Consider the following 13198-nt stretch of genomic DNA (forward strand, 5'->3'; position numbering starts at 1 on the left):
AGTCACCCGGTGACGATGACGATGATGCCGGGCGTGGAGGACTCGATGCCCTCGAAACGTGGTTCGACACCGAAGCCCAGTGTGGTCGCGATGCGTTCGGCCTCGGCCTGCTGACCGGACACCGACGGGTCGTAGTAGACCGTGGAGGCCGCGATGGTGCCGCTGCTGTAGTTGCCGGTCTCGCCGACCGTGAAACCGGCCGACTCGAGCGTCTGCGCCACCTCGGCGGCCAGTCCGCTGACATTGCTGTTGTTGAGGACGCGCAACGACTGTGCCGCGGCCGTGGTGGAGGACGGCGCACTGGTCGTCGTCGTGGCGGCCGACCCGGCGCTCGCGTCGGACTGCGGCGCGGCGGGTGCTGCGGCAGCGGCGGTGGTGGTCACGGCCGCTGCGGTGGAGGTGGGCGTGTCCTCGTCCGAGCCCGTGAGGGAGAAGAAGCCGAGACCTGCGAAGACGACGGCCAGCGACAGCAGAACCATGGCCAGCGCTCGCAACGGTGGGCCGGACGAGTCCGGGGTCGGAGTGCTCGCGGGGGTCTGATCAGTCACGCTGCGAGCCTAGCGACTCGGCCGAACCGGGTGACCCGGGGCGGCGCGGGACGACACCCGTCAGATCTCGAAGCCGAGTCGACGCGCAGCCCGTGCCTTCTGCCGGCTCGCGCGCAGACGTCGCAGGCGCTTCACGAGCATCGGGTCCGCGGCCAGCGCCTCCGGCTTGTCCACCAGGGCGTTGAGCACCTGGTAGTAGCGGGTCGCCGACATGTCGAACAGTTCCTTGATCGCTTCTTCCTTCGCGCCGGCGTACTTCCACCATTGGCGCTCGAACGAGAGAATGTCGTGTTCCCGGCGGGAGAGTCCGTCACTCGGCTCGTCGGCCCCGTCGGCTCGCCCGTGACTTCGCGCTGCAGCGCTGTCCATCTCACTCCTGTCGTCTGTGCCGCCCTCGGCATCGCGTCTCGCGAGCTCTGCCGTCGACCTCGGGCTGTGCCGTGTGAACCCGGCCGTGACCGTGTTCTCGCGCGTCCCCCGGACCCGAAGAGGTCCGCGCACGGCGGTGAATCACATCCGTGTCGTTCGCCGCCAATCTAACCACGGACCGGGCTCCGGGATGCGGCGACACCGCGGCGCGTCTCGGCCCGGCCGACCGGACCAGAAATCGTCCACCGGGCGGGCAGTATCCTTCTGGACCATGGCAATTCTCCCCATCCGTATCGTCGGTGACCCGGTGCTGCACACCCCCACCCAGCAGGTCACGGCGTCGCCCGCGGAACTCGAGACGTTGATCGCGGACATGTACGACACGCTCGAGGCCGCCAAGGGTGTCGGACTGGCCGCCAACCAGGTGGGTGAACCGCTCCGACTGTTCATCTACGACTGCCCCGACCACAGCGAGGACGGCACGGTGACGCGCCGCCGCGGCGAGGTGATCAACCCGGTTCTCGAGACGTCGGAGATTCCCGAGACGATGCCCGATCCGGACGACGACGACGAGGGGTGCCTCTCGGTTCCCGGCGAGCAGCACCCGACGGGTCGGGCCGAGTGGGCGCGTGTCACCGGAACCGATGCGAAGGGTGAGCCCGTCGACATCGAGGGGCACGGTTTCTTCGCGCGCATGCTGCAGCACGAGGTGGGCCACCTCGACGGTTTCCTCTACGTCGACGTGCTGGTCGGACGCAACGCGCGGGCGGCGAAGAAGGCCATCAAGAAGAACGGGTGGGGCGTACCCGGGCTGAGCTGGATCCCCGGCACCGTCGCGGATCCGTTCGGCCACGACGACGACGAGTGACTCGGGACGCCCCGGTTCCGGGCTCGCGGGTGGTGCTGCGGTACCGCCTGCCGGACGGGTCGACCCCGCCGTTCACCGACGTGATCGGCATCCTCGCGGCGTCCGGCACCGCGGTGACCGTGCAGCCGGAGTCCGGTGACCCGGTGACCGTGCCGGCCGAGCGCATCGTCGCACTCAAGGCGTTGGCACCTCGGCCCGTCCGCAATTCGGAGATCCGCGGTCTCGAGAGTGCGGCGGCCGATGCGTGGCCGGGCCTCGAGCAGGAGTGGATCGGTGGATGGCTGCTCCGCGCCGGCGCCGGCGTGACCCGACGCGGCAATTCGGCGAGCCCCCTGCGTCCCGACGCGTCCGCCGTCGACCTGCCGGCCGTCGCGGCCTGGTACCGCGACCGGGACCTGCAACCCTCACTGTCGTTGCCGGACCGACTTCTCCGGGCGCCGGCGGGATGGAGCCTGTCGGCCGAGGCACTGGTGCTGACGCTGCCGATCCCGTCGTCGACCGGGCCGGACACGGACACGGACACCGAGCGCATCGCCGCGCCCGACGACCGATGGCTGGCGCACCATCCCCGCTACCGGGATCGTCCGGACCTTCTCATCGCGGTCGCCGACGGTGTCGTGATCTTTCTCCGACGAGGCGACACGGCGGTCGCCCGCGCTGCCGTCACCGCATCGCCGACCGGACGACGCTGGGTCGGCATCACCGCGGTGGCCACTCGACCCGACGAGCGTCGGCGCGGTCACGGGTCCGCGGTGTGTGCCGAAGCGATGCGGTGGGGTGCCGACCACGGCGCGACGCACGCCTACGTCCAGGTCGAGGTGGACAACGACGAGGCGCGATCGCTGTACGAGCGCCTCGGCTTCACGGAGCATCATCGCTACCGCTACGCGAGCCCGGAGGGTGTCACCGCCCCGGGCTAGGGTCGCTCACCGTGCGCCTGGCTACCTGGAACGTGAACTCCGTCCGCTCGCGAGTCGACCGCATCGTCGACTGGCTCGAGCGCTCCGATGTCGACGTTCTCGCGATTCAAGAGACGAAGTGCAAGGACGAGCAGTTCCCGTACCAGCGTTTCACCGACATCGGGTACCAGGTCGCGCACGTGGGCACGAGTCAGTGGAACGGTGTCGCCATCGCGTCACGCGTCGGGCTCGACGACGTGCAGATCGGGTTCGAGAACCAGCCGGGGTTCAGCAAGGACCCGGAGGTCCCGCCCGCCGACGAGGCCCGGGCCATCGGCGCGACCTGCGGGGGCGTGCGCGTCTGGAGCCTGTACGTCCCCAACGGACGGTCCCTCGAGGACCCGCACTACCGCTACAAGCTGGACTGGCTCGCGACCCTGCGCGACGACGCCCGGTCGTGGCTCGCCGCCGATCCGCAGGCACGCATCGCGTTGGTCGGTGACTGGAACGTGGCCCCCACCGACGACGACGTCTGGGACCCGGCGCTGTTCGAGGGCCGCACGCACACCTCGGGACCGGAGCGCGACGCGTTCCGAGCCATCGTCGACGAAGGATTCGCGGACGTGGTGCGACCGTTCACCCCCGGCCCCGGTGTCTACACCTACTGGGACTACACGCAGCTGCGTTTCCCGCGCCGCGAAGGGCTCCGCATCGACTTCGTGCTGGCCTCACCCGCACTCGCGGCGCAGGTCACCGACGCCTCGATCGATCGTCAGGAGCGCAAGGGGAAGGGCGCCAGCGACCACGCGCCGGTCGTCGTCGAGCTGGGCGGGGACGCCGCGGTGACCGAGCCGGCCGGGGCCTGATCGGCCACCATGTCGAGGTACTCGATGTTCGCGCCGATGAATCGCCGCACGTAGGAACACTGGGGCCAGATCGACAGGTCACCGATACGCAGGATGTCGAGGGCGCCGCGCACGAGGACCGCTGCCCACCCGTGGTCGCCGAACTTCTCCTTGACGACGGTGTGCTGGAGCACGACCGTGTCGCTGTCGGGTGCGACCTCGTACGCGAGGATGCCGACGAGCGCATCGCCGACGGTCAGGACGAAGCGCGAGTTGCTCGGATCGTCCGACACGAGACTGGTGTCCATGACAACAGTTCACCATCGATGTTGTGACGGATGGTGTTCCTGTGACTGTTGATGCGCAATCGCGACGAAGTCGTCACGGTGTCGAGATCAGTCGGCGGTCACCATGTCGCGGTACTCGGGGTTCTCGGCGACGAAGCGCTGCACGTAGGTGCAGACCGGCTTCACCTTCCAGCCGTAGCCGCGAGCAGCGTCGAGGGAGTTGCGGACCATGATGGCGGCGAGGCCGCGATGCCCGAAGTCCTCGGTGATGACGGCGTGCATGAAGCTGACGACGGGCTGACGACGCGCACCGCGTCCGACGGAGTCGACGGGGAAGTACCCGACGATCCCGACGAGGTCACCGTTGAGCCGGAGCTCGAACCGGTTCTGGTGCGGGTTGTCTGTCACATCGGTGACGGGCGCATCCGACAGCATCATTCTTCTCCTGGCGGCCGTGGGGCTCACCCGGTTCCTGTGCGAACCCGGGCGCGGGGCGGGACACGAGCAGCCTCGTCGCCGCGGTCGTGTGCATCACATGGGTGCATGTGACGTAGACCACTATTGCACAGGATTCGCGTCTTCGCCGGGGAGCGGGTGAATATGTGGCGAACTCACTGGAAAAGCGCTCGAGTACAGTTCGGCGTGTGACAACGCTGCCTCTGGCACCTTCCGGGACGACGCCACTGCGCGTCCTCACCATCGCCGGCACCGACTCCGGCGGCGGCGCCGGAATCCAGGCCGACTCGCGCACCATCGCTCTGTGCGGACTGCATGCCTGCGTCGCGGTCGCCGCCGTGACGGTGCAGAACACGGTGGGAGTCAGCGGTTTTCACGAGATCCCACCCGCCGTGGTGGCCGACCAGGTGCGAACGGTGGTGTCGGACATCGGCATCGGCGCGGCCAAGACCGGCATGCTGGCGTCCACCGCCATCATCGAGGCCGTCACCGACGTGTGCACCGAGGTCGGGATCGGCCGCGGTGGCTCGGTACCGCTCGTCGTGGACCCGGTCTCGGCGTCGATGCACGGCGATTCCCTCCTGCACGCCGATGCTCTGGATGCGCTGCGCACCAGACTCATTCCCCTCGCCACGATCGTCACGCCCAACCTCGACGAGGTCCGACTGCTCACCGGCATCGACGTCGAGGACGAGGTGACGGCGCGACGGGCCGCCGAGGCACTGCACGCTCTCGGCGCCCAGTGGGCCGTCGTCAAGGGTGGGCACCTGCGGACCTCGTCGTCGAGCACCGATCTGCTCTTCGACGGTGAGCGGATGCTCGAGTTCACGAACCCTCGTATCGACACGGGCAACGATCACGGCGGCGGCGACACCCTCGCCGCAGCGCTGGCGTGCGCCCTCGCCCACGGCTACGCGGTGCCGGACGCGTTCGAGTTCGCGAAGGAGTGGGTCACGAAGTCGCTCGAGGCCGCGTACGACCTCGGCCACGGGCACGGCCCGGTCTCACCGCTCTGGCGACTGCACCAGTCGGCTGATGCGTAGATCCTCCGGAACACCGGTCAGCTTCGGCGAGAACAACCCGCGCCGGTAGGGCTTGGTGGCCAGCCCGACGGTGTCCAGCACCTCGGGTGACACCAGATCCAGCGCGGCGTTCGAGATCATGACGTTGCCGTCGGCACCGGTCTGCATGACGCGCGCGGCCACGGTGACGTCGACGCCGAGCCAGTCCGATCCGACGGCGCGCGGACAACCGGTGTGGATGCCGACGCGCATCCGCGGGGTGTAGCCGTTCACGTCGACACGCGCCAGAGCAGTCTGCGCCTCGAAGACGGCCCGCACCGCGTTGTCCGCGCTGGGGAAGACGGCCATCAGCCCGTCCCCCAGGCGTTTCACGATGTGACCGCCGCGATCGAGCATCGGCCGCTCGACCGCACGGGCGACCTGCTTGAGCAGCACCAGCGTGGTGGCGTCACCGGCGGACAGCGACCACGTGGAGAAGCCGACCAGATCGGTGAAGACGATGGTGACCTCACGTTCGCCCCGCCCGCGGCCCGCGCGTTCGAGCACCGCCTGCCACACCTGCAGCGCACCCAGCGAGAGTTCCTTCGAGGCGCCGGGAGCGTCGCCCTGCAGCCGGTCGGTGACCCGCGCGACCATGCGCGCGGCTCCGGGTCCGGCCGTCGAGAGCGGATCGCCGAACGACGGATCACCGGGCAGCACTCCGCGTACGCGGCGGACCAGTTCGACCACCCGCGGCGTCCGGTTGACGGTGCGGGCAGCGTCGGCGGCCCGACGGGCGGCGTCACCTGCGCTGATCTTCACCGCTCGACCTTATCTTGTCGTTACTCCGAGTGACAGTAAACGTCACTCGGCCTGACGGGCAGCGTCTCGATCGGCACCCACGGGGACGCCGTTCGGGCCCGTCACCGACTCGGCGTACGTGCCGATGCCGTAGGCGACGGCCTTCGAGTTGATGCCGAGAGCCTCCCGGTCGACGTTCTCGAGCGTGTCCTCGGCGGTGTGGTAGTTCGGGTCGAAGGGCTCGTTCGCCGTCCCGCCCCAGCGCGCGGCCTGCTCCTCGGTCTTCACGTCGTCGGCGCCGCTGAAGACACCGCCCGAGGGGATGCCGACCTCGATGAAGGGGCCGTAGTCCGAGCGCCCGTCGAAGTCGGTGCCGTCGGCGTCCTGCGTCGTGAGCTGCTCCTCGAAGACTCGCTCGATCGCGTCCGAGCCGGTGGGGCCGGCGGGCTCGCCGACCTGATCCGAGTCGTCTCCGTCGTAGACGAGGTAGCCGGCGTTGTTCGACCCGACCATGTCGAAGTTCAGGTAGAGCGCGATCGCGGCCTTGTCCTCGTCGGACAGTCCCTCGACGTACTTCGTGGATCCGACCAGACCGAGTTCCTCCGCGCCCCAGAACCCGAACCGCACGGCGTTGGTCACGTCCGGCGAGCCACCCATCTGCAGAGCGGACTCGAGCACGGCGGCGGTACCGGTGCCGTTGTCGTTGATGCCCGGGCCCTCGGGGACCGAGTCGAGATGCGCTCCTGCCATGACGACGTTCTCGGTGGATCCCGTCGTGGTCTGCGCGAGAATGTTGCGGCTGGTCGTGGTCTCGGTCTCCGCGGCGAGCGTGATCTGCGCGGTGGTCGGGGCCGCGGCCAGAGCGGCACCGTCCTCACGGCTGACACCCACCGACGGGATGCGGGCATCCTCCCTCGCGCCGAGCGTGCCGGCGTCGAGCGGACCGTCCTCGTTGTTGGACACGATGATCGCGGCGGCGCCGCGATCGGCGGCGATCTGCCCCTTCTGCGCGAAAGAGCACACCCCGCGCGGGACCAGAGCGACCGCGCCGGTCAGCGTGAGGCCGTCGTAGTCGGTGGCCTCGCACCCGGGTGAGTCGTCGGCAGGTGCTGCCACGATCGGACCGGAGACCCCACCGGCGGGCGTGGCCGGTGAGTACGTGAACGCGCTCACCGGCACGTCGCGGTCGGCAGCGCGCAGCGCCACCGAGTCGAGGGTGTAGCTGTCGAACGAGAACTCGGGCGTCTCGACGTCGAAGCCCGCGTCCCGCAGTGTGCCGGCCACGTAGTCGACGCTGGCGTCGTATCCGGCGGTGCCGGCGGCGCGATTCCCGTCGTGCGCGTCGGCGATGTCGGAGAGCTCCTGCAGGTGGCTCACCACCGCGTCGAGGGTGACGGCCTCGGACAGCGAGGAACCCGTGACCGGTGCGGCCACGGGTTCCTCGGACGGGGCGGCTCCCTCACCGGACGAGCCGGAGGAGCAGGACGACAGCGCGAGCACTCCCGCCGCACAGATCGCGATGGACAGGGTCGATCGTGTCGTCCGCATGAACGTCACCCTAACGAAAGAGCGGTCACGCGTCTCGCTTGTTCACCACCACCACTGCGGCGCCGAAGACGACGGCGACGAAGGCCGCGAAGTAGGCCAGGCTGCCCCACGGTCCCCAGTGGTACTCCACTCCACCGGGCGAGCCGAGGAAGTTGTTCGCGTTCATGAACGGGAGGAAGGGCATGATGTCGCGCCCGATGCTGCCGAACAGGTTGAACAGCGACTCGATCAGCAGCGGCCACAGGAGCAGCAGTGCGATCGCGGCGGCCGACTGTCGCAGCAGCGCACCGACTCCCACGGCGAGGACGACGCACAGGAAGGCGTAGATCGGGACACCGTAGATGGCACGCCACGCGTCCGAACCCTCGAGCACGAGTGCGGCGCCCGCATCGGGACCGGCCGTGGCCTTCGCGATGTAGAACGCGCCCAGCGTGAGCACCAGGGACAACACCGCACCGAAGACGCCGATGAGCAGCGCCTTCACGCCGAGTACCGAGGCACGGCTGGGGATGGCCTGGAACGTGGTCCGGATGATGCCGAAGCGATACTCGCTGGTGATCGACAGCGCCGCGAGAATCATGAGCACGAGAACGCCGAACCCGCTGACGCCGGCGACGGCGTCCGCGAGGGTCGGCAGGTACGGCTCGAAGCCGGGGTCGTTTCCGGCGGCGATGTCGTTCTGCACGGTGGTGACCGTCGACTTGGCCGTGATGCCGATGACGGCACCGATGCCCAGCCCGAGCGCCACGATGATGACGGTGCACCACCACGGCGACTTCGTCGAGGTGAGTTTGATTCGTTCCGCTGCAAGCACACTCATCGCAGTGCCCCTCCCATCACGTCAGTATCGGTACCGGTACCGGCGCCGTGGTACTGCACGTCGTCACCGGTGAGTTTCATGAACGCGTCCTCGAGCGAACCGTGCTGGGACGCCAGCTCGTGCAGGACGATGTTGTGGCGCGCGGCGATCTCGCCGATCGCCTCCGTGGTGGACTCGGCCACCACGAGGGTCGGATGCACCTGATCGAGGCTGCTGGGCTCCTTGACCGTCAGACCTGCCGACGTGAGCGCGCTGCGCAGGGCGTCGAGCTGGGGGCTGCGGACGCGGACCGACGCCTCCGAGGCGCGGTCGACGAACTCCTGCACGGACGAGTCCGAGATGAGCCGACCGCGGCCGATGACGATCAGTTGTTCTGCGGTGAGCGCCATCTCGGAGAGCAGGTGCGAGGACACCAGCACGGTCCGCCCCTCGGCGGCGAGGCGCTGCATGAACTTGCGGATCCAGACGATGCCCTCGGGATCGAGTCCGTTGACCGGCTCGTCGAACATCAGGACCTTCGGGTCACCGAGCAACGCACCGGCCAGACCGAGTCGCTGCGACATGCCGAGGGAGAACCCGCCGGCCTTCTGCTTGGCCACCTCGGACAGACCGACGAGGCGGAGCACCTCGTCGACGCGGGACGAGGCGATGCCGTTGGAGGCCGCCATCCACTGCAGGTGAGCGCGCGCGGATCTGTTGGGGTGCACCCACTTCGCGTCGAGCAGAGCGCCGACGGTGCGAATGGGATTCTTCAGCTCACGGTAGGGCCGACCCTCGATGAGTGCCGTTCCGGACGTGGGCTGATCGAGCCCGAGGATCATCCGCATCGTGGTGGACTTGCCGGCACCGTTGGGGCCGAGGAAGCCCGTCACGATACCCGGGCGCACCGTGAAGGAGAGATCGTCCACGGCTTTCTTCGCGCCGAACTGTTTGGTCAAACCTGTCACTTCGATCATGTGCATCAGGATGCCCGAGCTGGACCACCGACCACATCGCTCCCGGGTCTCGACCCGGGTCATCCGAAGGGATGACGCGACCCTGAGCCGCCCCCGGGGTGATCAGTCGACGTCGGGCGAGGACGCCTGCGCCCAGAACCGTTTCGGGATCCGGCCCGCCAGCGCCGCCGATCGTCCGCCGCGCACCGCATCGGCCATGGCGGAGGCCATCATTCGCGGATCACGAGCGCGTGTCACCGCGGTGGCGAGCAGCACCGCCGAGCACCCCAGCTCCATGGCGAGTGCCGCGTCGCTCGCCGTGCCGATGCCGGCGTCGAGCACCACGGGAACCCCTGCGGCCGAGGTGATCATCTCGATGTTGTGCGGATTCGCGATGCCCAGCCCCGTCCCGATGGGCGATCCGAGCGGCATGACGGCGGCGCACCCCACGTCCTCGAGGCGACGCGCGAGCACCGGATCGTCGGTGGTGTAGGGCAACACGACGAAATCGTCGTCGACGAGTTGCTCCGCGGCGCGCACCAGCTCGATGGCGTCGGGCAGGAGGGTCCGCTCGTCCGCGATCACCTCGAGCTTGATCCAGTCGGTCTCCAGCGCCTCTCGCGCCAACTGCGCGGTGAGCACGGCCTCGGCGGCGCCGCGACATCCCGCCGTGTTGGGCAGCAGGGCGATGCCGAGGCGCGTGAGGAGATCGAGCACCCCGGTGCCGCCCGAGGCGTCGACGCGGCGCAGAGCGACGGTGGTGAGTTCCGTCCCCGATGCGACGAGGGCCTCCTCCAGCACCGCGAGGTTGGCCGCGCCCCCGGTCCCCATGATCAGGCGAGACGTGAAGGTACGGTCGGCGATGGTCAGCTGATCAGCCACCCTGCACCGCCGTCAGCACCTCGATGGTCCAGCCGCGGCCCACGTCCTCGCCCCACCGCGAGCGCGGCAGCACGATTCCGTCCACCGCCACGGCGATGCCCTTCTCGGGAAGACCCAGCTGGGTCAGCATGTCCTGCACCGTCGTGCCGGGCTCGAGGTCGTGATCCGCACCGTTGACGGTGACACCCACTGCGGTCATGTTCGTCTCCTACCGTGCCCGAGTCCGCGTGAGACTCGAAAATCGTTCGGGGAGAGCGCATACCGCTTCCGTCAACGGCTCGCCCTCCAGTTCTGCCACCACGGCGTCCGCCGTGACGGGCGCGAGCAGCACCCCGTTGCGACCGTGCCCGGCGGCGACGATCACGCGGTCGTCCCACCGCCCGACCACGGGGATGTTGTCGGGGCTCCCCGGCCGCAGGCCCGCCGCCGTCTCCGCCAACTCGTAGTCACCGACGGCCGGGAACACGGCCTCGGCGTCCGCCAGGAGGTCGCGGACACCGGCGACGGTCACGGCGGTGTCGTCACCGTGCTCGTACTGCGTCGCACCGACCACCAGACCGTCGCCACGGGGGACCAGGTACACCGCGCGACCGTTGACGCTCGCGCGGACGGTACGCGTCGGCGCACTCGCCGAGCCGGGGCGCGCACGCAGGCGCAGGATCTCGCCCTTCACCGGCCGCACCGGGACGTCCGGCAGCAGACGGGACGTCGACCACCCCGCGGCGACCACCACACGATCGGTGGTGAGCGCGTCGAGGTCGGTGACGGGAGCACGCTCGATCCGCACTCCCCGGTCGCGGACCGCGGACTCCAACGCGAGCACCAACGCCCGGTTGTCCACTGACAACTCCCCCGGCGCCGACAGGCCCAGACGAACGCGCGGCGACAGTGACGGCTCCAGAGTGCGCACCTCGCTGCGCGAGAGGATCTCGAGATCGTGGCCCTGCGCACCCACCCAGTCGGCGACAGTGCGCAGGTCCGCCGCGTCCGCCGAGTCGAACGCGACGGTCAACGACCCACTCGACACGACGACGCCCCGACCCTCCAGGTCCGCGAGCAGCACCGGATCGCGCCATCGCCGCAGCGACGCGGAACCGAGTGCCAGGAGTGCGTGTTCGCCGGGCCAGCCCTCGGACAGCGGCGCGAGCATGCCGCCCGCCACCCAGCTGGCGGCGCCGTCGCCGACAGCGCGTGCACCGAACGTCGGGTCGTGCAGGGTGACGGACCATCCCGCCGCCGCGGCGGCGCGGGCGCAGAAGAGACCGATCACCCCGCCGCCCACGACGGAGACGGATCGCTGCATGAAACTCACTTCCTCCGCCGGCATGACCCGGGTCAGGTGGTTACGGTCTGGGCGGCCTCGCCCACTCTCAGCCCCGTCCGGGACTCCCGCGTTCGTTCCCCTTCACCCTAACCGGCTGATGACCCGACCGGCCTCCGGCCTTCCCGCCATCACCCGACCGGCCTCCGGCCTTCCCGCAGAAAAGGTGGGTACTACATTCACACTCGTGACGACTTCGAGGACCACCGCCCGCGAGCGGCTCGCCACCGCCCGTCTGTACCTCTGCACCGACGCCCGCCGAGACACCGGCGACCTGGCCAAGTTCGTGGACGCGGCGCTGTCCGGGGGCGTCGACATCGTGCAGCTCCGCGACAAGGGGTCGGCGGGCGAGAAGAAGTACGGCGCCATCGAGGCGAAGGACGAGCTCGCCGCTCTCGCGGTCATCTCCGCCGCGTGCCGCCGTCACGGCGCGCTGATGGCCGTCAACGATCGTGCCGATCTGGCGCTCGCCTCGGGCGCCGACGTGCTGCACCTCGGCCAGAACGATCTGCCGGTTCACTACGCGCGCCGCATCGTGGGCCCGGACGTCGTCATCGGGCGCTCCACGCAGAACCGGGCACAGGCCACGCTCGCCGACATCGAGGACGGCGTCGACTACTTCGCCACGGGACCGGTGTGGGCGACTCCCACCAAGCCGAACCGTTCGGCCGCGGGCCTGGACGTCGTGCGTGAGGTCGCCGAATCGCATCCCACCCGGCCGTGGTTCGTCATCGGCGGGGTCGAGGAGAACAACGTCGCGCAGGCGCTCGAGGCGGGCGCGTCCCGCATCGCGGTGGTGCGGGCGATCACGCAGGCTCGCGACCCCGAGGCGGCGGCCCGTCGACTGCTCGATCTGCTGCCGTCGGTCTGACCGTCAGAGTCCGTCCGGCGACAGGACGGTGACGTCGGCGGGAACCGCCGAGCGCACTGCGTCGTCGGCCGTCACGACGACGACGCGCAGGTCGGTGTCGTTCCGGACGGCGGCGAGCGCCGCGTCCACGTTCTCGGCCCGCACGGTGTCGACGATCCACCCGAAGCTGCCGACGGCCAGTCGTACGGTGCGCGCCGGGAGGTCGTCGGGGGCGTCGGCGGCCAGGACGGCGCGGACGGGCACGGTGCGCAGCGACGGCCAACTCTCGGCGAAGGCGGGGTGCAGCGGCAGCGAGTCCACCTCGTGCTCGGCGACCCAGCGCAGTTCGGTGCTCTCACCGTTGGGAACCGTGTCGAGTTCGCGCTCCGCATCGGCGATCACAGTGGTGTAGGACCACCCCGAGTCCTCGACCTTGGTGACGTGCTCGTCCCGCACGGTCAGCAGGTCGTCGGTGATGCCCGCCTCCTCGCCGGCCTCGCGTACGGCCGCGTGGACGGCGCTCTCGTGACTGTCCCTGGCACCACCGGGCAGCGCCCACGTCCCGCCCTGATGACTCCAGGCCGCACGGTGCTGCAGCAACACCACGGAGCCCGCCGACCCGGTCGGAGCCCGCAACAGCAGACCGGCCGCGCCGTGTCGTCCCCAGTGCCGGCTCCCGTCGCTGCTGAAGACCCAGCCGTCCCCGTCACCGCGCATGGTTCACCGTCCGCATTCCCCCACCTTATTGCTCCTCGCGTTGCCTGTGCT

General features: G+C 69.7%; 17 protein-coding genes and 1 riboswitch. Of the genes, 5 read left to right on the top strand and 12 right to left on the bottom strand.

Going from position 1 to position 13198, the window contains the following annotated elements:
- Positions 1 to 2: 2 nt before the first annotated feature.
- Together HQ306_RS14075 and HQ306_RS14080 are read right to left on the bottom strand one after the other, a co-directional pair.
- On the bottom strand, positions 3 to 479 hold the full coding sequence (locus HQ306_RS14075; protein WP_222632640.1) for a LytR C-terminal domain-containing protein: 477 nt from the start codon (positions 477 to 479) through the stop codon (positions 3 to 5).
- Positions 480 to 608: 129 nt separating this feature from the next.
- On the bottom strand, positions 609 to 917 hold the full coding sequence (locus HQ306_RS14080) for a DUF3263 domain-containing protein (RefSeq protein WP_027506241.1): 309 nt from the start codon (positions 915 to 917) through the stop codon (positions 609 to 611).
- A 271-nt stretch (positions 918 to 1188) separates the two neighbouring features.
- Between HQ306_RS14080 and HQ306_RS14085 the strand changes: the two genes are divergently transcribed.
- The 3 genes from HQ306_RS14085 to HQ306_RS14095 are packed head-to-tail and all read left to right on the top strand — an operon-like array spanning position 1189 to position 3550.
- On the top strand, positions 1189 to 1785 hold the full coding sequence (locus tag HQ306_RS14085; protein ID WP_027506240.1) for a peptide deformylase: 597 nt from the start codon (positions 1189 to 1191) through the stop codon (positions 1783 to 1785).
- Positions 1782 to 2705 (top strand): GNAT family N-acetyltransferase, encoded by a 924-nt coding sequence (locus HQ306_RS14090; RefSeq protein ID WP_222632080.1) that lies wholly within the window; start codon positions 1782 to 1784, stop codon positions 2703 to 2705. Before HQ306_RS14085 ends, HQ306_RS14090 begins: the two co-directional genes overlap by 4 nt.
- Before the next feature lie 11 nt (positions 2706 to 2716).
- On the top strand, positions 2717 to 3550 hold the full coding sequence (locus tag HQ306_RS14095; protein ID WP_056441401.1) for an exodeoxyribonuclease III: 834 nt from the start codon (positions 2717 to 2719) through the stop codon (positions 3548 to 3550).
- On the opposite strand, the gene HQ306_RS14100 is transcribed toward HQ306_RS14095, so the two are convergent.
- Entirely contained in the window at positions 3457 to 3837 is a 381-nt protein-coding gene (locus HQ306_RS14100; RefSeq protein WP_222632082.1) for a GNAT family N-acetyltransferase, read from the bottom strand. The genes HQ306_RS14095 and HQ306_RS14100 overlap by 94 nt on opposite strands.
- A gap of 87 nt (positions 3838 to 3924) precedes the next feature.
- The gene (locus HQ306_RS14105) at positions 3925 to 4251 is read right to left on the bottom strand and encodes a GNAT family N-acetyltransferase (protein ID WP_056442260.1); all 327 of its coding nucleotides are present in this window, start codon (positions 4249 to 4251) and stop codon (positions 3925 to 3927) included.
- Positions 4252 to 4460: 209 nt separating this feature from the next.
- Here HQ306_RS14105 and thiD point away from each other — a divergent pair, with 209 nt between their 5' ends.
- Positions 4461 to 5315 carry a bifunctional hydroxymethylpyrimidine kinase/phosphomethylpyrimidine kinase gene (gene thiD, locus HQ306_RS14110; protein WP_027506237.1) on the top strand — a complete coding sequence of 285 codons (855 nt, stop codon included), beginning with the start codon at positions 4461 to 4463 and terminating at the stop codon, positions 5313 to 5315.
- Here thiD and HQ306_RS14115 read toward each other — a convergent pair.
- The 7 genes from HQ306_RS14115 to thiO all read right to left on the bottom strand — a co-directional run bounded on the left by HQ306_RS14115 (position 5277) and on the right by thiO (position 11562).
- Positions 5277 to 6095 carry an adenylate/guanylate cyclase domain-containing protein gene (locus HQ306_RS14115; RefSeq protein ID WP_197027813.1) on the bottom strand — a complete coding sequence of 273 codons (819 nt, stop codon included), beginning with the start codon at positions 6093 to 6095 and terminating at the stop codon, positions 5277 to 5279. The two genes, thiD and HQ306_RS14115, sit on opposite strands and share 39 nt — an antisense overlap.
- 42 nt (positions 6096 to 6137) lie before the next feature.
- Positions 6138 to 7622, bottom strand: a complete 1485-nt coding sequence (locus HQ306_RS14120; protein WP_222632084.1) for a M28 family peptidase — start codon at positions 7620 to 7622, stop codon at positions 6138 to 6140.
- Between the two features lie 25 nt (positions 7623 to 7647).
- Positions 7648 to 8442, bottom strand: a complete 795-nt coding sequence (locus HQ306_RS14125) for an ABC transporter permease (protein ID WP_027506235.1) — start codon at positions 8440 to 8442, stop codon at positions 7648 to 7650.
- Positions 8439 to 9398: an ABC transporter ATP-binding protein gene (locus HQ306_RS14130; RefSeq protein WP_056442255.1), complete on the bottom strand. Its 960-nt coding sequence runs from the start codon at positions 9396 to 9398 to the stop codon at positions 8439 to 8441. Before HQ306_RS14130 ends, HQ306_RS14125 begins: the two co-directional genes overlap by 4 nt.
- Before the next feature lie 102 nt (positions 9399 to 9500).
- Entirely contained in the window at positions 9501 to 10259 is a 759-nt protein-coding gene (locus HQ306_RS14135; protein ID WP_027506233.1) for a thiazole synthase, read from the bottom strand.
- Positions 10252 to 10458: a sulfur carrier protein ThiS gene (gene thiS / locus HQ306_RS14140; RefSeq protein WP_027506232.1), complete on the bottom strand. Its 207-nt coding sequence runs from the start codon at positions 10456 to 10458 to the stop codon at positions 10252 to 10254. The genes HQ306_RS14135 and thiS overlap by 8 nt, the downstream gene beginning before the upstream one ends.
- A 9-nt stretch (positions 10459 to 10467) precedes the next feature.
- A complete protein-coding gene (gene thiO, locus HQ306_RS14145) occupies positions 10468 to 11562 on the bottom strand; it encodes a glycine oxidase ThiO (RefSeq protein ID WP_222632086.1) in 1095 nt (364 codons plus the stop codon).
- Positions 11555 to 11662: riboswitch (TPP riboswitch) on the bottom strand. It overlaps the preceding gene by 8 nt.
- 105 nt (positions 11663 to 11767) lie before the next feature.
- Here thiO and thiE point away from each other — a divergent pair.
- Entirely contained in the window at positions 11768 to 12451 is a 684-nt protein-coding gene (thiE, locus tag HQ306_RS14150; RefSeq protein WP_056442251.1) for a thiamine phosphate synthase, read from the top strand.
- A 3-nt stretch (positions 12452 to 12454) separates the two neighbouring features.
- Here the strand turns inward: thiE and HQ306_RS14155 are convergent, their stop codons facing one another.
- Positions 12455 to 13147: an NUDIX hydrolase gene (locus tag HQ306_RS14155; protein ID WP_056441389.1), complete on the bottom strand. Its 693-nt coding sequence runs from the start codon at positions 13145 to 13147 to the stop codon at positions 12455 to 12457.
- Positions 13148 to 13198 lie beyond the last annotated feature (51 nt).

The sequence above is a fragment of the Rhodococcus sp. BP-160 genome (assembly GCF_019836205.1).
Classification (GTDB): Bacteria; Actinomycetota; Actinomycetes; order Mycobacteriales; family Mycobacteriaceae; genus Rhodococcoides.

What these genes read in the sequence shown, in the direction of transcription:
- HQ306_RS14105 (WP_056442260.1), bottom strand. Translation starts at nt 4,251, where the DNA reads ATGCTGTCGGATGCGCCCGTCACCGATGTGACAGACAACCCGCACCAG.
- thiS (WP_027506232.1), bottom strand. Translation starts at nt 10,458, where the DNA reads ATGACCGCAGTGGGTGTCACCGTCAACGGTGCGGATCACGACCTCGAG.
- HQ306_RS14075 (WP_222632640.1), bottom strand. Translation starts at nt 479, where the DNA reads ATGGTTCTGCTGTCGCTGGCCGTCGTCTTCGCAGGTCTCGGCTTCTTC.
- HQ306_RS14125 (WP_027506235.1), bottom strand. Translation starts at nt 8,442, where the DNA reads ATGAGTGTGCTTGCAGCGGAACGAATCAAACTCACCTCGACGAAGTCG.
- HQ306_RS14080 (WP_027506241.1), bottom strand. Translation starts at nt 917, where the DNA reads ATGGACAGCGCTGCAGCGCGAAGTCACGGGCGAGCCGACGGGGCCGAC.
- HQ306_RS14100 (WP_222632082.1), bottom strand. Translation starts at nt 3,837, where the DNA reads ATGGACACCAGTCTCGTGTCGGACGATCCGAGCAACTCGCGCTTCGTC.
- HQ306_RS14120 (WP_222632084.1), bottom strand. Translation starts at nt 7,622, where the DNA reads ATGCGGACGACACGATCGACCCTGTCCATCGCGATCTGTGCGGCGGGA.
- thiO (WP_222632086.1), bottom strand. Translation starts at nt 11,562, where the DNA reads ATGCAGCGATCCGTCTCCGTCGTGGGCGGCGGGGTGATCGGTCTCTTC.
- HQ306_RS14130 (WP_056442255.1), bottom strand. Translation starts at nt 9,398, where the DNA reads ATGATCGAAGTGACAGGTTTGACCAAACAGTTCGGCGCGAAGAAAGCC.
- HQ306_RS14085 (WP_027506240.1), top strand. Translation starts at nt 1,189, where the DNA reads ATGGCAATTCTCCCCATCCGTATCGTCGGTGACCCGGTGCTGCACACC.
- HQ306_RS14155 (WP_056441389.1), bottom strand. Translation starts at nt 13,147, where the DNA reads ATGCGCGGTGACGGGGACGGCTGGGTCTTCAGCAGCGACGGGAGCCGG.